Source organism: Streptomyces sp. NPDC097129, from assembly GCF_055668065.1.
Genome location: NZ_JBVOQE010000002.1, coordinates 543127 through 564654 on the forward strand (window position 1 = coordinate 543127; position 21528 = coordinate 564654).

At 69.4% G+C, this 21528-nt stretch carries 14 protein-coding genes and 1 pseudogene; 5 read left to right on the plus strand and 10 right to left on the minus strand.

Features of this window, described 5'->3' with window-relative positions:
- Positions 1-191 precede the first annotated feature (191 nt).
- Both AC0B9F_RS08330 and AC0B9F_RS08335 read left to right on the plus strand, forming a co-directional pair.
- On the plus strand, positions 192-8693 hold the full coding sequence (locus AC0B9F_RS08330; protein WP_471999899.1) for a ricin-type beta-trefoil lectin domain protein: 8502 nt from the start codon (positions 192-194) through the stop codon (positions 8691-8693).
- Between the two features lie 16 nt (positions 8694-8709).
- Positions 8710-9075: a hypothetical protein gene (locus AC0B9F_RS08335; protein ID WP_471999902.1), complete on the plus strand. Its 366-nt coding sequence runs from the start codon at positions 8710-8712 to the stop codon at positions 9073-9075.
- A 396-nt stretch (positions 9076-9471) separates the two neighbouring features.
- On the opposite strand, the pseudogene AC0B9F_RS08340 reads toward AC0B9F_RS08335, so the two are convergent.
- The 6 genes and pseudogenes from AC0B9F_RS08340 to AC0B9F_RS08365 form a co-directional block, all read right to left on the minus strand.
- Positions 9472-9808 (minus strand): annotated as a pseudogene (locus tag AC0B9F_RS08340) (transposase).
- Positions 9805-10170: an alpha-hydroxy-acid oxidizing protein gene (locus tag AC0B9F_RS08345; RefSeq protein ID WP_471999904.1), complete on the minus strand. Its 366-nt coding sequence runs from the start codon at positions 10168-10170 to the stop codon at positions 9805-9807. Before AC0B9F_RS08345 ends, AC0B9F_RS08340 begins: the two are co-directional and overlap by 4 nt.
- Positions 10171-10196: 26 nt before the next feature.
- The gene (locus AC0B9F_RS08350; protein WP_471999905.1) at positions 10197-11849 is read right to left on the minus strand and encodes an amidohydrolase; all 1653 of its coding nucleotides are present in this window, start codon (positions 11847-11849) and stop codon (positions 10197-10199) included.
- Positions 11850-11857: 8 nt separating this feature from the next.
- The gene (locus AC0B9F_RS08355) at positions 11858-13129 is read right to left on the minus strand and encodes an amidohydrolase (protein ID WP_471999907.1); all 1272 of its coding nucleotides are present in this window, start codon (positions 13127-13129) and stop codon (positions 11858-11860) included.
- Positions 13126-14358: an MFS transporter gene (locus tag AC0B9F_RS08360; protein ID WP_471999908.1), complete on the minus strand. Its 1233-nt coding sequence runs from the start codon at positions 14356-14358 to the stop codon at positions 13126-13128. Before AC0B9F_RS08360 ends, AC0B9F_RS08355 begins: the two co-directional genes overlap by 4 nt.
- 102 nt (positions 14359-14460) lie before the next feature.
- Positions 14461-15267 carry a class II aldolase/adducin family protein gene (locus AC0B9F_RS08365; RefSeq protein ID WP_471999909.1) on the minus strand — a complete coding sequence of 269 codons (807 nt, stop codon included), beginning with the start codon at positions 15265-15267 and terminating at the stop codon, positions 14461-14463.
- Positions 15268-15433: 166 nt separating this feature from the next.
- On the opposite strand from AC0B9F_RS08365, the gene AC0B9F_RS08370 reads away from it, so the two are divergent.
- The gene (locus AC0B9F_RS08370) at positions 15434-16054 is read left to right on the plus strand and encodes a TetR/AcrR family transcriptional regulator (protein WP_471999912.1); all 621 of its coding nucleotides are present in this window, start codon (positions 15434-15436) and stop codon (positions 16052-16054) included.
- 106 nt (positions 16055-16160) lie between these two features.
- On the opposite strand, the gene AC0B9F_RS08375 is transcribed toward AC0B9F_RS08370, so the two are convergent.
- On the minus strand, positions 16161-16451 hold the full coding sequence (locus tag AC0B9F_RS08375; protein WP_472000885.1) for a TetR family transcriptional regulator C-terminal domain-containing protein: 291 nt from the start codon (positions 16449-16451) through the stop codon (positions 16161-16163).
- 730 nt (positions 16452-17181) lie between these two features.
- Here AC0B9F_RS08375 and AC0B9F_RS08380 point away from each other — a divergent pair.
- Complete coding sequence (locus AC0B9F_RS08380; RefSeq protein WP_471999914.1) at positions 17182-17799, plus strand: pyridoxine/pyridoxamine 5'-phosphate oxidase; 618 nt, start codon at positions 17182-17184, stop codon at positions 17797-17799.
- 192 nt (positions 17800-17991) lie between these two features.
- A complete protein-coding gene (locus tag AC0B9F_RS08385; protein ID WP_471999916.1) occupies positions 17992-18690 on the plus strand; it encodes a M24 family metallopeptidase in 699 nt (232 codons plus the stop codon).
- 181 nt (positions 18691-18871) lie between these two features.
- On the opposite strand, the gene AC0B9F_RS08390 is transcribed toward AC0B9F_RS08385, so the two are convergent.
- The 3 genes from AC0B9F_RS08390 to AC0B9F_RS08400 form a co-directional block, all read right to left on the minus strand.
- On the minus strand, positions 18872-19987 hold the full coding sequence (locus AC0B9F_RS08390) for an FAD-dependent oxidoreductase (protein WP_471999917.1): 1116 nt from the start codon (positions 19985-19987) through the stop codon (positions 18872-18874).
- Positions 19988-20326: 339 nt separating this feature from the next.
- A complete protein-coding gene (locus AC0B9F_RS08395) occupies positions 20327-20530 on the minus strand; it encodes a cold-shock protein (protein WP_014670069.1) in 204 nt (67 codons plus the stop codon).
- Between the two features lie 231 nt (positions 20531-20761).
- On the minus strand, positions 20762-21514 hold the full coding sequence (locus AC0B9F_RS08400) for a helix-turn-helix transcriptional regulator (RefSeq protein ID WP_471999918.1): 753 nt from the start codon (positions 21512-21514) through the stop codon (positions 20762-20764).
- Between the last annotated feature and the right edge of the window lie 14 nt (positions 21515-21528).

Below are 21528 nucleotides of genomic sequence, written 5' to 3' on the forward strand. Positions count from 1 at the left end.
CACGGTATTGATCAAACCTCGCGAACATCAATAGCCTCCCGCAGGTCGCACGCGCCGTGTGATCGATGGATGCGGTGGCCCTCAGCGGCCGCCGTCGGGTGGGGGGATGGCACGTGGCCGATCGGCGTCGCTGGTTCGTGGGCAGGAGATTCCGAAGATGGGGTGGCAAGGGCCTGTTGACCATGGGCCTCTTGGCCACGCTGTCGCTGCTGCTCCCGCTGGCGTTCTCCCAGGGCCTCGACCTGAACCTGCTCAATGCGGCTTCGAACGACGATTGGGAGGGCCGGGGAGGACAGGCCGGCCACTACCACTTCCGCGGTGAGGTCTGGCACCCGAAGGAGGTGTCCGACGTCGCTGGGGTCGGCGGCCATCCGCTCACGCCCATCCCGCCCCCCACGGCGGGTCACCCCCGTGGCTACCGGCCGCTCAAGCCTCACCAGGCAGTGCGCCCCTCTTGGCCGGCCTCCGGCAGCGCGACCGTGCGTCTGGGCGCGGCCGGGACACGTGCCAAGGGCGCCCCGGCGCCCGTGAAGGCGGGCCGCCTGCCCGTGTACGTGGCCCCGGCGAAGCCGGCTGCCGACGCCGCCCCGGGCAGCACCGGCAGCAGCGCGGGCACCGGCACGGCGGCCGCCCCCGGCGCTGTCCGCGTCAAGGTCGCCTCGCACGCGCAGGCCCTGCGGGCCGGTGCCAACGGCATGTTGATCTCCGTCGCGCCCGCAGATCCGGCGACCGCCCCCGGCAAGGTCCAGGTCGTCATCGACTACGGGGCGCTGGCCAAGGCGTACGGCGGCGGATACGGCTCTCGCCTGCAGCTCGTGCGCATGCCGGCCTGCGCACTGACCACCCCTCAGCTCGCCGCATGCAGCACCCGCACTCCGATCCCCTTCACCAACCGGGCCACCTCCGACCAGCTCACTGCCACCATCCCGGTCGGCAGTCCCGCCCCTGCCAAGTCGGCCAAGTCAGCCATGGCCGCCACCACCGCCCAGACGGCCGAGAGCACCACCACCCTCGGTGTCACCTCCGGCAGCGGCGGCTCCCAGGGCGACTATGGAGTCACTTCACTCAATCCCTCGGGCAACTGGCAGGCCAGCGGCACCGGCTCGTTCACCTACTCGTACCCCATCGACGTCCCGGCCGGCCTCGGCGGCAACGCGCCGTCGGTGGCCCTGGGTTACGACTCCCAGTCCGTAGACGGAGAGACCTCGGCCCGCAACTCCCAGTCCTCCTGGATCGGCGACGGCTGGAGCTACGACCCGGGCTTCGTCGAGCGCACCTACCGCGCCTGCGGCAGCCTCCGCGACACCGACGGCAACCGGATCCTCAAAGGCTCCGGCGACGAGTGCTGGGGCGGCGCCAACGCACAGATCTCCTTCGGCTCGCACTCCGGCGTCCTGGTGCCGGACACCAAGGACCCAAACGTCCCCGGCCTGCTCCGCCAGTGGACGCTGCGCGGCGACGACGGCACGATCGTCCAGGAGTTGTCCGGGGCGGCCAACGGCCTCCAGGACGGTACGTACTTCCGCGTCCTGACCACCGACGGCTCCGCCGCGTACTTCGGCTCGGACCACGCCCCCGCCGGGATCGGCACGGCCGCCGTCCCGCAGTCCGGAACCCCCACCGACACCAGCACCAACTCCGCCTGGGGTGTGCCGGTCTTCCACCCGCAGACCGGCGACCCGTGCTACGACACGGCCAAGGGCAAGGCGTCCCGCTGCGACAAGCCCGAGGGCTGGCGCTGGAACCTGGACTTCGTCGTCTCACCCAACGGCCTGGTTCAGCGGTACGACTACACCACCGAGACCAACTACTACAGCCTCGGCGGCGGCCAGGCACCCGATGGCGACTTCGGCACACTCACCCCCTACGTCCGCGGCGGCACCCTCGCCGGGATCAGTTACGGCTACACGCTTGCCGACGCGCTCGCCCAACGCACCCCCTCGGCACAGGTGCTCTTCAACTCCAAGCAGCGCTGCCAGCAGACCGCGGACTTCACGGACTGCTCCGCCGGCAACCTCAAGGACGAGACCTCCCCCCACTGGCCGGACGTGCCGTGGGACCTGCACTGCGACTCCACGGACAGCACCACGATCCCCGACGGCTCCACCACCGTCCCGAAGGACGTCTGTGTCATCGCCGGCCCAACTTTCTGGTCGACCACGCGCCTGGACTCCATCACCACCCTTGTACACGTCAAGGACGCCGCCAACAGCACCGACAAGCTGATACCCGTCGACTCCTACCAGCTCGGGCACGTCTTCTCCGACGCCGGCGGCAGCGTCGACCCGGTCACCGGCACCTCGGTGGACCCGCAGAATTCGGGCTTCCTCCAAGCCGTGATGTGGCTCCAGACGATCCAGCACACCGGCAAGGACACGTACCAAAACGGGAACACCGACATCACCTTGAACAAGGTGGCGTTCACGGGCACCGAGATCGACAACCGCGTCAACGACGTCTCGCCCTCAGCCCCTCCGCTCTATCACCCTCGGATCTCGACGATCCAAACGGAGACAGGTGAGTCGATCGCAGTCGACTACAACCTCGATCCCTGCGCGGGCAAGAGCCTGTCGTTCGCCACCGCGGACACCAACACCAATTCCTGCTACCCCGTGTACTGGAACGTGCCCGGGGCCTCCAAACCGATCCAGGACTGGTTCAACAAGATCACCGTCCACACGGTGACCACCTCCGACCTCACCATCGCCTCCGCCTACAAGCCCGACGGAACGGCCGCCCCGGCCGGCTCGGCCATACGCGTGGCGACCTACGACTACGCAGGCGCCGCCTGGCACCGCGACGACTCGCCCTTCACCGACGACCAGTACCGAACCTGGGGCCAGTTCCGCGGGTTCCGCACGGTGACCGTCCGGACCGGACGCGCCCCCGAGCCGGTCACCCAGACCGTCTCCACATACCTCCAAGGGATGGACGGCGACTACAAGGCCGACGGCACGCAGCGCTCAGTGAGCGTGGACGCCAAGGTCGGCGGCTCGGTCGTGCAGACCGTCACCGACGCCGACCAGCTGGCGGGCACGGAGCTCCAGAAGGACGTCTACACCCAGGCCGGTGGCACAATCACGGCCACCTCCGTCAACGCGCCCTTCACCTACACCAGCACCGCCAGCAGCCCCCAGGCCGCCTGGACCGGCTGGGACGCGGCCGACCACCCCGGCGAGACCAAGCCCGCCCTGTCGACACTGCAGCCGCTGACCGCGTACCGGATGAAGAGCACACAGAGCCACGGGTACGCGAAACTCGCCGACGGCACCTGGCGGCACACCCGCACCGACACGGCGTACGACACCGAGGGCCGCGTCTCCACCGTCGACGCGCACGGCGACGTGAGCGACGCAAGCCAGGAGAAGTGCACGACCACGGCGTACGCCACCGCGCCGGCGAGCAACCCGGCAATGCTGTCGTACCCCAACCAGGTCACCACCGTGCACGGCCCGTGCGGCACCGCGGCCGACGCCTCGGCCCTGCTCGCCGACCGGAAGATCTACTACAAGGGCGACGGCACCCTCACCGGCCTCGGCGCCTTCGGCGAGGTCTCACCCGGCGCCACCGCCACCGGCGTGCAGATCGCCACCGGATTCACCGGAACCACCGAGAACTGGCTGACCTCGGCCGCCATGAAGTACGACGGCGTCGGCCGGGTCACCGACGCCCTCGACGCCACAGGACAGAACACCCACACCGACTACGACCCGGCCTGGAGCGCCGCCGGCGACAACACCACTCCCACCACGGTCACCACCACCAACAGCAAGGGCTGGAAGGTCACTTCCACCCATTCGCCGCTGCGCGGTCTGGAAACCCTGCACACCGACGCCAACGGCCGCAAGACCGAGATCACGTACGACGCCCTCGGCCGCCGTACCGCGGTGTGGCTGCCCGGCCGTGACAAGGGCGCGGGCCAGAGCGCCGACCGGATCTTCTCTTACTCGGTCAACCCGGGCGCCGTCGCGGCCCCCGGCGGCACCGTCACGCAGCCCGGCGCGCCCACCTCCGTCACCACCAAGACGCTGCGCGAGGACGGCACGTACAACGTCAGTGTCGCCATCTACGACGGCATGCTCCAGCCGCGCCAGACGCAGAGCACGCCGCAGGGCGACAGCGACACCGGCCGGATCGTCGCCGACACCTTCTACGACTCGCACGGCTGGCCCGTCACCTCCTACGCCCCGTACTACGAGCCGACCACCGGGCCCTCGGGCACACTCTTCGCGGCGAACGAGAACCAGATCCCCTCGGAGAGCACCACCGCCTACGACGGCCAGGGCCGCGCCATCACCTCCACTCTGTGGCACCAGGCCGTCGAACAGTGGCACAGCTCCACCGCGTACCCGGGCGCCGACCAGACCGACAGCACTCCCCCGGCGGGCGGCCGCACAACGTCCACCATCACCAACGCGCTCGGGCAGACCGTGCGCACCGTGGTCAAGAACACCGACGCCACCGTGATCCTGCGCGGCGGCGACGTGATCCCCTCCGGCACCTCCCTCGCCTCCAACAGCGTGCGGCTGACCATGCAGGCGGACGGCAACCTGGTGCTGAGCGCCCTGGCCACCGGTAAGGCCGTGTGGTCCAGCGGCACTGCCGGAAACCCTGGTGCCTACGCCACGTTCGGGACCGACGGCAACCTCGCCGTCTACACCACGACCGGCACCGTGAAGTGGACCACGGGTCTCGCCGCCTCGACGGGATCCACCCTCCGGGTGCGCACCGACTCCACTGTCGCGGTGGTAGCGAGCGACACCAGCACGGTCCTGTGGAAGCAGGGCACCGCGAACGCGGTTCCGCCGGCCAACGCCACCACTGATTACACGTACACGCCGGGCGGCCAGATCAAGTCCGTCAAGGACAACGCTGGCAACACCTGGTCGTACAGCTACAACCTGCTCGGCCAGCCTCTCACCCAGACCGACCCCAACACCGGCAGCGTCAGCTTCGACAAGTACGACGTGGCGGGCAACCTGCTCCAGACCACGGACGCCCGAGGCCAGATCCTGTCGTTCACCTACGACTGGAACAACCGCCGCACCGGCGAGTACACCGGCGCCTGGCAGGCCACGCCGGATCCGACCAAGCTGCAGTCCAGCTGGCTGTACGACACACTCGCCAAGGGATACCCGACCTCCTCGACGCGCTACGTCGGCGGCTCGACGGGCAAGGCGTACACAAAGGAAGTCACCGGCTACAACACCGCCTACCAGCCGCTGGGCAGCACCCTGACCATCCCGGCCACCGATGGCTTCGCCGCAGCCGGCCAGTCCGCCGCCCCGACGAGTGGGACGGTCACGTACAAGACGGCCGCGGACTACACGCCCACGGTCGGCCTGCTGTCCACCACCCACTACCAGGCCGACGGCAACCTGCCCATGGAGGACGTGGACTACGGCTACACCCAGCAGGGGAACCTGGACGTCTTCGGCGGGTACATCAACGCCGCCAACACCCCGGCGTACCTCTCGAACACAGTCCACGACGCTTTCGGCCGCGTCCAACAGACCAACTACGGTCTGAGCGGCAAGCAGATGGCCACCTTCGCCCAGTACGACAACACCACCGGGCGAGTCCTCCAGACCAGCAGCATGGTGCAGACTTCGGCCACCGCGCTGGACGTCGTCAACTACCGCTACAACCAGGTCGGCGAGATCACCGCCACCGACGACCTGCAGAGCAACACCACGCACGACACCCAGTGCTTCACCTACGACTCCTTCCAGCGCCTGACCCAGGCATGGACGGATACCGCCGGGATCACTTCCCCGTCGGCGGCGCCCGTCGGCGCGGTCGGCGGCTGCACCACCGGCCGCGTGCAGACCACCAACAGCAGCGGGCAGATCAAGACCACCACGGTCGGCGGCCCCGCGCCGTATTGGCAGACGTACGCCTTCGACCAGCTCGGCGACCGCACCGGCATGGTCAGCCATGACCCGAACGGCAACGCGCTCGCCGACACCACGCAGTCCATCGCCTACCCGGGCACGGACGGCACGGTCGCGGCCACCCTGCCCAACCAGGCGGGCACCACGGTCAGCGCCAACCCCGGTGAGGGATCGGCGACGTGGACGAACACCTACACGGACCCCGCCTACAGCAACAAGAACGCCGGCAACACCATCACCCGCAAGGTCACCACCACCGGCCCCCTGAGTACCGGATTCACGCTCTCGGGCGGCGGCAAACTATGCGTCGAGACCGCCGGTGGCGCCGCCACCGCGGGCACCAAGGTCCAGATCAACACCTGCTCGAGCACCAGCAAGGCACAGCAGTGGACCATCGGCACGGACGGCACCGTCAAGGTGCTCGGCATGTGCCTGGACACCACATCCAACGGCACCGCGGCCGGCACCCTGGTGGTCATCGACACCTGCAGCGCTGACGTCACCCAGAAGTGGAAGGCCACCGCCACCGGCTCTCTGGTCAACAACGCCAACAGTGCCGTGTGTTTGACGGATCCGGCCGCCAACGCCACCAAGGGCACCCAACTTACCCTGGCGGCCTGCGGTGCCGCGGGTCAGCTGTGGAAGACGGCACAGACCGGAGCGGTCCCGGCCGGCCAGACCCAGACTCTGTCCTACGACACCGAGGGCCACACCGCCTCGGTCACCACACCCACCGGCACCACCACCAACACCAGCAAGTATCTGTACGACGCCGACGGCCAACTGCTTCTGCAGACCAGCGCCGTGGGCGGGACCGACAAGACCCGGATCCTGTACCTGTTCGGCGGCGCCGAGCAGATCACCCTGAACGTCACGGCCAAGACCTGGACGGGCCTGCGCCACTACGAGGGTCCCGACGGCACCGCCATCACCCGCACCAGCGGGGGCTCCGTCAGCTACCAGATCGCCAACGCACAGGGCACATCCACGACTTCGGTGGACGCGAGCAGCCTGCTCGCCACCCGCCGGTACTACGACCCGTACGGCAACGCGCGCGGGCCGAAGCCCACATCATGGGTATCCCCGGACGAGAATCGCGGCTTCCTGAACCAGCCGCTGGACCTGACCACCGGCCTGAACCTGCTGGGCGCACGCCACTACGACGCCACCACCGGCCGCTTCCTGAGCCCGGACCCGGTGTTCCAGGCAGGCGACCCGAACCAGATGGGCGGGTACACCTACTCGGCCGACAACCCGGCCAGCAGCAGCGATCCCAGCGGCGCCTGCCCCAAGGACGCCTGCGACGGCTACGGCCAGAACCCCACCCATCCCTCCTCTCCACCTGCGCCTACCAACACCACGACCACGACGGTCACGACGACCACCACGACCTCATCCGGCGGTGGTGGCAGCGACGATGACGACTGCGACGGGTTCTGGGGTTGCGCCGGTCACTTCCTGAAGAAGGCAGCGCCGATCATCGAGGCGGTCGTCGAGGTCGTGGTGGTCGTGGTGGTCGTCGCCACGGTCGCCAGCGCCTGTGTCGGCACGGTGGTTCTCGCGCCGGCCTGCCTCCTCGGCCTCGGCGAGGCCGCGGGCATTGCGGGCGGTGCGGCAGGAGCGGACTGCGCGGCCATGGGCTGCGCCGGTGCCGGCGGCTTCCATCCTTCCGTTGAAGGCGAAGGAGCGGCGGCCGAAGGCGCCGCCGGCGCCGGGGCCAAGGCGTCCGGAGAGGCAGCCGGCGCGGGGACGAAGGCGTCCGGAGAGGCGGCCGACTCCGCCCCTAAGGGCGCGGCCACCGCGAGCGGTGCCGCCAAGGAGGCGGCCCACGATGCGGCCGGCAGCAACGCGGCGGCCCCGAAGAAGGCAACCACGCAGGACGCGGCGGAAGCCAGCTCAAGTACGGCAACACACGCGGACGAGCCGAGCACTGGCACCCCCGGCACGACCTGCAGCTTCTCGCCCGAGACGCCAGTCCTCATGGAGGACGGCACGGCGAAGCCGATCGTGGAGATAACCGCGGGCGACAAGGTCGAAGCGGCCGATCCGGACAACGGCAAGGACAAGGGCTCCCGCACGGTCGTGGCCACCTGGGCTCACGCCGACAGCGACCTGATCGACCTCACCGTCGAGGTCTCCCCCGGTGACGCTGAAACGCTCCACACCACGTCGGAACACCCCTTCTGGGACGCGACAACCCACGCCTGGGTCCCGGCCGCGGGCCTGATCCCCGGCCACACGCTCACCACCCCCGACGGGCGCGCAATCCACGTGCTCAAGGTCCAGCCGACGCCGGGGACCGCCACCCGTTACAACCTGACGGTCGACCAACTGCACACCTACTATGTGGTGACGGGCAATGTCCCGATCTTGGTGCACAACACCTGCCCAACGGCGTACGCATTGTCGCTGAAGACGGGAGCTCCGAAGGGCAATGGCGCGAACCAGGCATACCAGATCCGGGTGGTGGGTTCGACTGAATACCACGCTACGGGCGGAGGGACGCAAGTCTGGGCAGACAGTCTCGACATCAATACGTCTGAGCTCCTGGATGCGAAGTATGTAAGCAATCCTGGACGCAGCCCCTTCGTGCCAGGCGGAAAGGTTCCACCCTTTATTCAGGCGAAAATCGACACCAAGATAAATGATGAGTTCTCGCGATACGCAGCGGTGATCAACGATCCTGGGAACCCACTTGTGGGGCTGCGCGTTATCACCAACGAGCCGGGCGCCGTGCCATACTTCACGAACCTCATGCGGCAGCATGGTATCCCTGGTTCCGTCGTTGTGGACCCATAGGAGAGGGGACAGTGCAGTGACGTATCTAGCCGTATTTGAAGACCAGAGCAGCAGGGTACGGCGGGCAGACCTGATCGCGGCATTGGAGCGAGACTGGCCTTCCGCTGTGATTCGCGAGCGGCAAGGTTCACAGAAGTCCAGAGATGTCGTCTGGACTTATGTGGAGGGCGACCAAGAACTCGAGGGCTATTCTCACATGGATGGAACGTGCATCTATCTCGATTCGCGTCTTGAGTTGGCAGCCAAGTTTGCTCTCTGGTTCAGGACGCTCGTACCATCAGGGGTTGAACTGTTCTTTTGCGACGACACTTACAGCTTCAACGGAAACATCGATCCAGGCATGAGCCTGGAAGACGTAATGGGAATCGCCGATGACGCCTGATATTGCTGGCGGAGATGCGCTCGCGCCATAAGGCTCGTCGGTGCTGGATGAGGACCAGCGGCCCTCGCCGGATATGCCCTGTTAGGGGGCCGCTGTGGTTTAGAACGGCAGGAGCTCACGACGACGCCAGTAGACGGATGCCCTGCACAAACTGATGACTCCTCCTCGGCGTCGGTGTCGGCAGCGATGTCGGGGAGGCGCCAGAGCCTGTGGGGGTGGACCCGCCTGGCACAGCAGGCGGAGGCGGGGGTACACATACACAGTGCCCGCTTTCGCCCAAGCAGGGCCGTCCTCTCGGCACGGCTCGCGCCGCGTCCTGAGCATCGAGCGGATCCAATTTGCCGGGCTGACGACGATCTGCCCGGTCGGAGAACCGCCGTCCCCTTACAGACGCTCCTATAACGGGGGGACTCTGGGTACTGTTCTGACCAGGTTGAAGACCTCTCGGGCGGCATATCTCTTGAGGCATCGGATGATCTCACGTCGGGGTCTTGCCCTCCTGCATGCGGCGTTCGTAGTACGCCTGGGTGCGCGGGACGCGGCGCAGCCGGGTGAACACGATTCGGTACAGGGCGGCGTTGGCCTGGCCGTCGCCGCCACGGTTGAGCCGACGCGAGCTCCGCCGGCCCGAGGAGTACTCGACGGGGCTGACTCCGCACAGGGCGACGAAGGACGCCGCGGGGCGTGGCGTTCGAGTTGGATCGCGTGTCCGGATACGCGGGGTGTGGACTATCGGGGTTGCGGGGCCCTGCCCAGGGCCGGTTTGTCGATCTTGCCGACGGGGGCCATGAACAGCGGCGAGGGCAGCTTCAGGCCGAAGAGGTCGACGGACAAGTCACTCTGGTCCACGCCGACTGGCATGCGCGGGATGAGGCCCTGGTGCGCGAAGGCCGCGCGGATGGCGTTCCGTGTGTGCTCGTCGCCGGCTCCCCCGGCGACGTACGACCACACCGTCGATGGCATGGAGTGCCCGGCTCGCTCCTCCAGTTCGGCGAAGGCCATGGGGTGTTCCGGGACGACGCCGGACAGCCCCTTGAGATAGATCTCGTTCTGGTAGGCGGTGTACCGCTGTTGTGGCACGCGGGGGTGGGTCATGGGGCGAGGGCCATCCTTTGCGACGGTCAGGGCCAGGTCTGTCGTCCGCCGAGGTACGTGGCGGTCACGGCGACCTCCTCCTGGAAGCGGTCCGGGTTCACGAGGCGTGGGTCCGTGGTCAGGACGGCGAGGTCGGCGCGCATGCCGGAGCGGAGCATGCCGATCTCGTCTTCCAGGTGCAGTTGCCAGGCGGGGTTGGTGGTGACGGCGCGCAGGGCCTCCTCGACGGTGAGGCGTTCGTCGGGCCCGTGGACCCGGCCGCTGGGACGACAGCGGCGGGTGATCGCGGTGGCGACGCTGGAGAGCGGGTCGGTGGGAGAGCAGATGCCGTCGTTGTGGAGCGATATGCGGTGGCCGGCGTCCACGGCGGCCCGTGCGGCCATCCAGCGGGCGGCGACGTCCGGGCCGAACAGGTCGTCCGCCAGCACGTCTCCCCACCAGCGCACATGGTCCATGAACAGGCTGACGGTCGCGCCGAGCCGTGCGGCGCGGCGGTACTGGGCGGCGGTCACGGCGCCGCAGTGTTCCAGGCGCGGCCGGTGTGCGCGCATGCGTCCGGGGTCGTCGGCGGCCGCCTTCTCGTAGGCGTGCAGGACGGCCTCGACGGTGACATCCCCGTGAACATGGCATGCCAGGGGAAAGCCCTGGGCGGTGAAGGCCATGGCGAGATCGGTGAGTTCATCGGTCCCGTAGTTCATGCTGCCGTGGGAGCAGGGGGCGAGGCCGATGCGGGCCGTGGCGTCGCCCGCCCGGAAGGGGAAGCTGGTGGCGATGCTCCCCTGCCAGGGAGTGCCGTCGGCCCACAGCTTCATGCCGGAGACGCCGAACATCTCCCGCGCGGGAGGATGGCCGGCGAACCGCCGGTCGGGGTCGGCGGCCAGTTCGGGTGTGCCCATGACGTAGGCGCGCACCCGCACCTCCGCGTCCGCGTGTTCGGCGGCGGCACGCAGGGCGGCCAGCAGCCGGGGTTCGGCGGCCATCTCGGTGACGGTGGTGATGCCGACCCGCGCGTGCCGGCCGAAGGACCATCGCAGGGCGGCCTGGACATGGTGGTCGTCCAGGCGGTCGTCGGCGACGGTGTTCATCAGCGCGATGACGGCCGCGCTCTCGTGGGCCTCACCGGTGGGTTCGCCGTGGGCGTCGCGGACGAAGCGGGCGCCGGGCGGGTCGGGGGTGGTCGCCGTGAGACCGGCGGCGCGCAGGGCAGGGGTGTTTGCGTAGGCCGCGTGACCGCTGTTGGAGACCACCACGAGCGGGGCATGCGGGCTGAACTCGTCGAGCAGTTCGCGGGTGGGCGGGTCGAGATCGCGCTGGAGCAGCAGGTCGATCCCGTACGCGCCGACCGGCCGGCCGGGTGCCGCGGCCACGGCCGCGCGGATCGTGTCGTAGACCTCCCGCCCGGTGGGCACGGTGAAGGGACGAACGTCCACGGCGGGGGGCGCGATGGCCAGGCCCATGATGGTGGGGTGGCCGTGGGCCTCGATGAACCCGGGCATCAGTGCCTGCCCTTCGAGGTCCACAATGTCGGTGCCGGGACCGCGCAGGGCGAGTACGTCGTGGGCGGCGCCCACGGCGGTGATGACACCGTCGCGCATCGCGAGGGCCTCGGCGTCGGGGGCGGCGGGGTCCATGGTGAGGACCGGGCCGCCGGTGAAGATGCGTTCCGGCGTGTCGGACATCGGTGCTCTCACTTCCGGTCGGGGGCCAGCCAGGGCGCGGCGGCCAGCAGCAGGTAACGCACGCCCAGTTCGACGGTCGGCTCGGGGACCGGCGCGAACAGCGGTGAGTGGTTGTGGGGGATCTCTGGTGGGATGCCTTCCGCCAGGAGGTCGACGCCCTGGAAGGCGGCCGGGTCGAGTCCCCCGAACGTCCAGTACACCGACGGTGCACCGAGCCCGGCCCCGAAGGCACCGAAGTCCTCGCTGCCAGTGAGAGGCTGGGGCAGGTCGATCACGCAGTCTCGTCCGAGGACGGTGCGGAAGGCGGCCTGGACGGTGGCGGTGGCCTCGGCGTCGTTCACGGTCACCGGGAAGCCGTTGATGACGGTGACCTCCGGTTCCTTCGGCGCCGCCGAGGCAGCCGCTTCGGCACGGACGATCCGCTCGACCGCGTCCAGCAGGTGCTCGCGCATCGCGGAGGTAGTGGAGCGGATGTTGACCGTGAGGTCGGCGGTGTCGGGGATGACGTTCTCCCTCGTTCCGGCGTGCAGCGAGCCGACGGTGACCACAGCCGACCGGTCCGCCGCGACCTCGCGAGCGACCACCGTCTGAAGACGCAACACGGTAGCTGCGGCCATCACCACCGGGTCCACGGTGGCCTCCGGGGTCGACCCGTGGCCGCCCCGGCCGTGCAGGCGTACCGCGAGACTGTCGGAGGCGGCCATGAACGTCCCGTGGCGAGTGGCGACCAGGCCCGCCGGCGCGGGGGCCACGTGCTGGGCCAGGCAGACATCGGGGCGGGGGAAGCGCTCGGCGAACCTGTCCGCGACCATCGCCGGAGCCCCACCGACCTCCTCCGCCGGCTGGAACACCGCGACGACCGTGCCGCGCCAGGCGTGCCGGTTCGCAGCAAGCAGCGCGGTCGCGCCGAGGAGACAGGTGACGTGCACGTCGTGGCCGCAGGCGTGCATCACGGGCACCTCCCGGCCGGCGGCGTCCGTCGCGGTCCGGGTCGACGCGTACGGCAGACCGGTCGCCTCCCGTACCGGCAGGGCGTCCATGTCGGCCCGTAGCAGGACGACCGGCCCCGGCCCGGAGTCGAGGACCGCGACCACGCCCGTGCCGCCGACGCCCTCAGTGACCGTCCAGCCCTGTTCCCGCAGCCGGGCAGCGACGATCCCGGCGGTGCGGAACTCCTGGTGCGACAGTTCGGGGTGGGCGTGCAGGTCACGGTAGAGGTCGAGCAGATCGGGCAGGTGACGGTCCAGGCCGGCGAGGAGAGCGGTGGGCACGGGTGTCATGTGGGCTCCTTCTCGGTGGGGACAAGGCTGCTGCGGCGCGGCAGGGCGGCGTTGAAGGACTCCGTGTCCTGCGGGGTCAGCAGAGCCAGTACGGCCGCGATGAGCGGACCGAGCGCCAGCACGGCGAAGGCCACCTCGAAGGACACCGCGTCCGCGAGCACGCCCAGCACCGGGGGCACGACCATGCCGGCGACCTGCCCGCCGAACACGATGACGGCACTGCCGACACCGACCAGCTCGGGGGCGAGACTGCGCATCGGCACGGCGAAGATCGGCATGTAGCACAGGGAGGCGGCGAAGACGGCGATCGTGCCGCAGGCGACGGAGCCGGCGAGGCTCGGCGAGAGCGCCATGAGGCACAGGGCCGGTGCGGCGACCGACATGGCGGGCACGATCACCTTGCGGTGGTGGCCCTCGAACCGGTCGGAAAGACGCCCGCCCAGCAGCGTGCCCAGCGCGGCGGCGAGGGAGGGCACCGCCACGAAGACACCGGCGGAGGTGAGGGAGAGCCCGCGTTCCGTGGCGAGGTAGGACGGGATCCACGTGCTCAGCCCCCACATGAGGGCGGCGTAGCCGAACAGCATCAGGGAGAAGCGCCACAGCACGCCGATGCGCAGAACCTCCCGCAGCGGGACGCCGTTCGCGGCGGGCGTGTCGTCCTCGACCCGCTCGATGGGGGCGGGCAGCCACAGCCGTACCGCGACGTAGACGAGGACGCCGAGACCGGCGGCCAGGACGAAGGCCCAGCGCCAGCCGACGACCGCCGCGAGTGGCGGAACAGCCAGGGGCGCGGCGACCGAGGCGAGGGCGTTGGAGCTCATGATCAGCCCCTGCGCGCCCATCCGCTCCGCGACCGAAGTCCGCTCGACCACGGCCTTCATGGAGGCGGAGGGGAAGACGCCCTCGGCCGCCCCGAACGCGAAGCGCACCAGCAACAGCGCGGTGAAGGACCAGGCAAGGCCGGTGAGCGCGGTGAAGAGCGACCAGGCCAGCAGCGCCCAGCAGGTGACCCGTTTGGCCCCGAACCGGTCGGCCAGCATGCCACCGGGTATCTGGCAGGCGGCGTAGGCGACGAAGAATACGGAGACGACCAAGCCCTGCTGCCCGCGATCGAGGCCGAACTCGTCACCGATCGTCGGGAGGATCACGGCGATGGCGATCCTGTCCGCGTAGTCGACGAACCATGCCGCGAACAGCAGGACGACGGTGGTCCTGACCGGCGCGCTCATCGCCGGTTTCGCCGTGGCGGAAGGGGAACGGAGGAAGGGCACGGTGATCCTCTCTGAGATGAACGCGGCTGTGCGCGGTCACTGCGGTCCCTGGTCCGTCGGTCAGTCGAAGAGGTCCGGCTCGTCCTCGGTGATCTGCTCCCACAGGGGCCGCAGCTGGAACCATCCCGACAGCGGGCTGCCGATCTGTTCACGCACCTGGAGCGCGGTCTCCCGGTCGATGAGGAACGGGGTGCCGGCCGCCATGGCCAGCAGCTGCGCCTGGCAGGAGCGCTCCATGGTGATGAACCACCAGGCGGCCTCGGCGACACTCTGGCCGACCGTCAGCAGACCGTGGTTGGCGAGGATCACGGCCTTGTGCGGGCCCAGCGCCTCGCCGATCCGCCGGCCCTCCTCGGTGTCGTTGACGACGCCGCGGAAGTCCTCGTAGAGCCCGTGGTCCTCGAAGAACGCGCAGGCGTCCTGCGTGAGCGGGTCCAGGCGGCGGCGCAGTGTCGAGAACGCCTTCCCGTGCACGGAGTGCGCGTGCGCCGCGGCGATCGCGTCGGGGCGGGCCTTGTGCACCTCGGAGTGGATGCAGAAGGCGGCGCGGTTGACGGGGTGGCGGCCTTCGACGACGTTGCCGGCGTGGTCGACCAGGACGAGGTCGGAGACCTTGATCCGGCTGAAGCTCATCCCGAAGGGGTTGACCCAGAACCACTCGGGGTTCTCCGGGTCGCGCGCCGTGATGTGGCCGGCCACCCCCTCGGAGAACCCGAACCTGCCGAACAGCCGGAAAGCTGCCGCCAGTTCCTGCTTGCGGTGCAGCCGCTCCTGCTCCACCGAGTCGAGCTCGGGCGGGAGCATCGCCCGGAATCCAGGCGGCACGGGCCCGACGCCGATGTGCGGCGCGGCAGTGGACGTTTCCATCGTTGGCCTCCTCGTTTGAACGCCATGGACCGTATGAGATACGGACCCGTATCCCATACGGACCCGTATGAGATACGGACCCGTATGGGATACAACCCTGTATCCCATACGGTGCTGTATCGTGAGGCGGGTCACGCCGAGGTGTCAATGGCCAGGGAGAAATTTCGTGCCGAAGGGACCCACCAAGCGCCGCCCGCAGACGACCGCGCGCCTGCTGCATGCGGCTCAGGAGACGTTCGCCGAGCGCGGCTTCTACGGCTCCTCGATCGAGGTGATCTGCGAGCGGGCGGGCCTGACCCGCGGGGCCTTCTACTCCAACTACGGCACCAAGGAAGACCTGTTCTTCGCCCTGTTCGACCTGCATGCCCAGCGTGTGATCGACCGCCTGACGCTGGCGGTCGACGAACTCGACACCGCCGAGGACCCCTTGCGCGCGGTCCTCACGCGCATGAGCACCGTCGACGAGACCGAGCGTCGCTGGTATCTGCTGTCGACCGAGTTCACCCTGCACGCCATCCGGCACCCCGACACGGCCCGCGTCCTGGCCGACCACGACCGCCGCCTGCGCGAGGAGATCACCCGCCTCCTCGCCCATCTCTTCGACCGGCTCGGCCGCAGACCCGCAGTCGACCTGGACCTGCTGGCCCGCCTCACCGCGGCCGTCCACGAAGGCTCCCTGGCCCAGAGCCTCGTCGAACCGGACCAGCTGGCCCCCGAACAGCTGGCTGTCACGTTCCTGCCGGCGCTGCTGGACACGGTCTCGCAGCCGGTGACCACGGAAAGCTGAAGGGGGCATGCGGCGACCGACGTATGGCCGCCCCGCGGACTGAAGGCGCTGCGACCCGCGCTCCCGCCGACGTCACACCGGAGAACAGTCCCCGGCAGCCCCCGCCTCAGTCATCGGCTTGCAGGATCGCCGGCAGGTACCGACGCTGCAGCTCCCCCGGCGGCAGTTGCTCCGGCCCGATGAGGCTCTGCATCATCGCGCCTTCGTGGAGGGCGATGATCAGCCGGGCGAGCATGTCGATGTCACGGCCCACCCGCCGTCCGACGCGCGCGAAGAACGCAGCCAGGAGTCCGGCGAGCCGGACGCGCAGCCTGCGGTCATGCTCGGCGAGCCGCCGAGCGGTCTCGGGATGCCGGATGGCGTGAACGGTGAACTCCGTGGACGCGAGGAACCACAGACGTTCCTGGTCGCCGCCCCGCTCCCGTCGCCCGCCAGCCCGTCAAGGACCTCCTCAACCGTGGTCGCCCGGGAGATCGCCGCCTCCAGACGGGCCACCTCGCGGTCGGCGTGTTCCTCGAACAGGGCGAAGAACAACGCCTCCTTGTCCGCGAAGTTGGAATAGAACGCCCCTCGCATCGAGCGGGTCCGATGTCCCGAGCAGACGGCGGGCCGTGCGGTCGGGCCGGTTCACCTCGTATACCTCGACGTGCTGGGTCAGCAGGTAGCGAGACAAGCCCGCTCCGAAAGTACCGGTGCTCTCCACACCGGCCCGGCGCACCCTCCCCAGCTCGCGGGCCCAGACGAGCAGCCGACGGTAGCCGGCCACCGTCGCCGGACTCGGCGCCCAGGACCTTCCCCAGCGGGGACACCACGGCGGCAACATGAACCTCGCCGTGCGTGTCCACGCCCAGGACGACCTCGCCCCGAACGGGAGGATCCGCGCTGGAGGAGGTGCTGCGTGTCTGGTCGTCATGATGGTTCGCCCGCGAATCCGTATGGTCGTTACCACCAACCTCAAGTACGCACAAGCGAATCCCGTAGTGCTATCCGCCAAGCATTTGCGAGGTGATTGTCGAATATCAGCCGCACATGCAGGATTGAGGAAGAAGGTTTCCCGTGAAGGAGGCGCCCCAGTGAGGGACGGAGATGACGGCAGTACCGTTCGCGGGTGACTGCGGCGCATAGAGGTGTTCAGGGGACCCCTGGCGGATTTCGAGCCCGAACAGGCTCCGGACGATCCCGAGCACCTGTTCCTTTCCTGGCTGTCCGAGGCCGTGGCGGACGATCTGAGCGATCCGCATGCGATGACCTTGTCGACGGTCGACGAGGACGGTGACCCGGATGCGCGCGTGCTGATCCTCAAGGAGGTGGACACCTCGGGTTGGCACTTCGCCGGACACCGCTTCAGCCCCAAGGGACGCCAGTTGACCGTCCATGCACGGGCCGCGCTCACCTTCTACTGGCCCGAGCACGGCCGGCAGGTGCGGTTGCGCGGGCCCGTGGCCTCGGCCTCCGCCCAGGACAGCGCGGCCGACTTCCTCGACCGTTCCAGTACCGCCCGCGCCGAGTCGCTGCTGGGCCGTCAGAGCCAGTATCTGACGGACACCGCGGAGCACGACAGGGCCCTGGTGAAGTCCCTGGCGCTGATCGACAAGGAGCCCTCACTCGTCGACCCTGCTTGGACCCTCTACCGCCTCGCACCCATCGAGGTGGAGTTCTGGCAGGCGGCCAAGAGCCGTGCGCACACCCGGTTGCGCTACGAGCGCGCCGGTGACTGCTGGCACCGGTACCGGCTCTGGTCGTAACGCCCCCTTGCCCGCTACGCCGACCGGCACAGCCGATGGGCCCGCGGGCCCCTTCCGGTCCCCGCTCAGGAAACGAGGTACGCCCCAGGACCGCGCGCCCAGTACAGCGGCGCCGAGGACGTCGACTGCGGCGCCATGAACCCCGGGTGTGCTCAACGCTGCGAACAGAAAAGGAAGAAGAGGAACGGCACGATGACGGCACCCGACCGGATGGACGAACGGCTGCGAACCCTGGGGCTGGTCGAAGCTGAGCGGATGGCTCAAGCCCTGTTCGCCGACGTCATGGCCCGCGACGTGATCATGCCAGGCCGCGGTGCACACGAGACCGGCCAGTGGATAGGGGTCCTGGCAAGGCAGGTGTTCGGTCCAGCTGCGAGGAGGACCGACCCGGTCATCAGGTCCGGCCCCCACACCGTGGTCCCATACGAACCGGAGGCTCCGGATCGCGTCGTCGGCGAGGACGATATCGTCGTCGCCGACCTCGGTCCCATCCTCCGCGGGTACGAAACGGAGTTTGCCCGTACCGTCGTGTTCGGCAACGACCCGCACAAGCACTCTCTCGTCGATGATCTGCCGAGGGTGTTCGCCGCCGCCCGCAAGGCGTTCTACACGGATTACGGCATTACGGGCAGGCAACTGTACGCCGAGGTGCAGGCCGTCGCCGCCGAGGCAGGCTGGACGCTGGGTGGATGGCATGTCGGCCGCTTGGTCGAAGCGGATCCGGCCGCGGATTTCCACCGTGGTCACGCGTTCCTCTGTCCCGACAACGACCGGCCTCTGCGCCGTACCGTGCCGGGAGGGTGGCAGGCCCATTGGATCCTGGAGATCCACCTGGTCGACGAACACCAGGGCTTCGGCGGTACGCACAAGGGTCTCCTGAACCTCGTGTAACGCCGAGGATGGTCTCGCCTTCTTCCGGCGTCAGGCCGCCGCGCCCCCCGCCGCCTGGCGCGCCGCGTCCGGCGCTGTCGGCGCTGCCGGCGCCCACGGGGCCTGATCACCGCAGATGACGGAGCGGGTGCCGCACTTGAGCAGGGGGCGAACGGGCGCCGTAGTGACGTCGGTCGGAGCGTCATGGGGTCTGCTCGCCCAGGGTGAAGAGGTTGGTCAGGTCGTCGAGTGTGGGGTGGTCAGGGACTTCGGCTTCGCCGACAGCGGCACTGCGGGGGAACAGGGCTTGCTCGTATGCGGCCAGCGCGGCCTCGATGTCGTCGGGGTGCGCGGCGAGGGCCTTGCCCAGTTCGGCGCCGTCGAGCATGGCCAGGTTGGCGCCTTCGCCGTTCGGAGCCGAGAGATGGGCGGCGTCACCGAGCAGCGTCACCCCCGGCACTCGGTCCCACCGGTGCCCGGCCGGCAGAGCGTAGAGGGGGCGCAGGACCGGCACGGTGTCGCCGTCGGTGATCAGAGCGGTGAGTTCCGGCGCCCAGCCGTCGAATTCCTGCGCGATCCGAGCGGTGGCCGCGGCGGGGTCGGTGAAGTCGAGGGCGGCGAACCAGTCCTGCGGCTCGGCGATCCCCACGTAGGCGTGCAGGGTGTCGTCCTTTTCCCGGTGGGCGAAGATCTCCCTGCCCGGGGTGAGCGCGATCATCGACCCGCCTCCGACTGCTTTCGCGACGGCGGGGTGCCGGGTGTCGGCGTCGAACAGGTAGGTCTCCACGACCGACTTGCCGGTGTACTCGGGCAGGGCGGTGGAAAGCAGCGGCCGGACGCGTGACCACGCACCGTCCGCGCCGACCAGCAGCCGGGTGACGACGGTGCTGCCGTCGGCGAACGTCACCTCGTGGCGCCCTTCGCCGAGGGCACGGGTCCTGCCGGCCTTCCTCCCCCACTGGACGGTGCCATCCGGCAGCGAGTCGAGCAGGATCCGTCGCAGCTCGCCGCGCATCACCTCGGGGCGTCCGCCCGTACCGTCGTCGCCCTGCTCGAGCCGGACGTTCCCGTCCCGGTCGAGGATCCGCATGGTCTGGCGGCCTTCCAGGACGATGCCGCGGAACTCGTTCATCAGGCCGGCCGTTTGCAGAGCCGGTTGGCCGTTGTAGTCGTGGATGTCGAGCATGCCGCCCTGCGAACGCTCCGTCGGTGAGCTCTCCGCCTCGTAGACCGTGGCCGGGATGCCGTGGACGTGCAGGACACGCGCGAGCGTCAGTCCGCCGAGTCCGGCGCCGACGATGGTGACGTGAGGGGTCATGGTGATTCCTTGCCTGTCGAAGCCTGCCGGACGGGCGTCCGGCACGTACTCCGGCAAGACTCCAGACCCCCGGCGACAAGCCGCCGACATCGCACCGACAGCCCCGACAAGCAGCCGACATCGCACCCACCGCCCAGGCATGCCACGGTCGGCTCCCGTCCCCCGCCCGCGGTGGCCGGATCCGACGCTTTCTTCCTGCGCAATCCGCCCGCGGCAAGGCTCGCCGACGCGCGCGCCGGCCACTCCGGGACACGGCGCCGAAGACTCCGGGAACACTCCGGGAAACGGCAAGGCCCGGCATCCCGAGGACGGGATGCCGGGCCTTGCCTCGCTCAAGCGTCAGGCCGGGCGGATGTTCTCCGCCTGCGGGCCCTTCTGGCCCTGAGTGACGTCGAACTCGACCTTCTGGCCTTCCTGGAGCTCACGGTAGCCCTGGCTGGCGATGTTGGAGTAGTGGGCGAAGACGTCGGGGCCGCCGCCCTCCTGCTCGATGAAGCCGAAGCCCTTTTCGCTGTTGAACCACTTGACTGTGCCCTTGGCCATAACCGTCTCCTTCGAGGGAAACCGGGCGCGCACCCTGCGCGTCCGGGAGGTGATCGCCCTGGTCCGGAGAGGCGCTGCAAAGCGAGAACGCCCGCGATGGCGATCACGGGCGAACGGGACTTCGGAACCACGACTGCTGATCACAGGCTATAAGGACGCGGGGGCAACCGCCAGCGAGAACGCGCCAGTATCGGCGTTCGATGTGTCGGTGTGTCGGCTGACGGCCCGGTGTCAGCGGTCTCCGTCGGTCACCCGAACGGGCTCCGGGTCGGCGGGGGTGAGCTGAACGCAGCATTCCCCGGGCTGGGGGGCCAGGACGGCCTGGACTCCGCTGATCCGCAGGCCGTCGAGATAGCCCATGAGGAAGGCGTGGTTCATGCCGCACACCAGTTCGGGGGCCTTCGCGGCCAGGGGATGGAAGGGGCAGTTGCGCAACCGGATGCCGGTGGGGGCTTCACGGACCGGTTCGTAGCCGTGCTCATCGAGCATGCGCTCGCACGCGGTGAGCCCGCGTTCGGCGCCGAGGCGGCCGGGGCGGGTCTGGGCGCGTTCCGTCTCGCCCATCTGCCGTCCGCGCTCCGCGGCGGTGCGCGTCGCTGCTTGCGTGGCGTTCTCGCCGGGGCCCTCGGTCAGGACGGCGTCCAGCAGGAGGTCTGCCAGGAGTCCGTGGCGCCGGTCGGGGATGTTGACGGTGAGCTGGGTGTCGGTGGGCTCGTAGACCTTGGGCTGCCGGCCGACCTTGCGGATACCGCCCGGCGATTCGTAGCGGGCGCGCAGCAGGCCGGCGTCGACGAGCTTGTCGAGGTGGAAGGCGGCGAGCTTGCGGGAGATGCCGACGCTGGCGGCCGCCTCCTCGCGCGTGACGGCCCGGCGGGCGCGCCGGACGAAGGCGAACATGCGCCGCCGCGAGTCCTCGCCCAGGACGCTCACGGAGTCGATGGCGGCGTCGGTCGCGGGGGTGGGCTGAGTCGGATCGGAAGCCACAGGTCCACGGTAAC

Bases quoted from the DNA above. Each gene is read 5' to 3' on its own strand.
- AC0B9F_RS08345 (WP_471999904.1), bottom strand. From the start codon at position 10,170: ATGACCCACCCCCGCGTGCCACAACAGCGGTACACCGCCTACCAGAAC.
- AC0B9F_RS08350 (WP_471999905.1), bottom strand. From the start codon at position 11,849: ATGTCCGACACGCCGGAACGCATCTTCACCGGCGGCCCGGTCCTCACC.
- AC0B9F_RS08355 (WP_471999907.1), bottom strand. From the start codon at position 13,129: ATGACACCCGTGCCCACCGCTCTCCTCGCCGGCCTGGACCGTCACCTG.
- AC0B9F_RS08360 (WP_471999908.1), bottom strand. From the start codon at position 14,358: ATGAGCGCGCCGGTCAGGACCACCGTCGTCCTGCTGTTCGCGGCATGG.
- AC0B9F_RS08365 (WP_471999909.1), bottom strand. From the start codon at position 15,267: ATGGAAACGTCCACTGCCGCGCCGCACATCGGCGTCGGGCCCGTGCCG.
- AC0B9F_RS08385 (WP_471999916.1), top strand. From the start codon at position 17,992: ATGACGGCACCCGACCGGATGGACGAACGGCTGCGAACCCTGGGGCTG.
- AC0B9F_RS08390 (WP_471999917.1), bottom strand. From the start codon at position 19,987: ATGACCCCTCACGTCACCATCGTCGGCGCCGGACTCGGCGGACTGACG.
- AC0B9F_RS08395 (WP_014670069.1), bottom strand. From the start codon at position 20,530: ATGGCCAAGGGCACAGTCAAGTGGTTCAACAGCGAAAAGGGCTTCGGC.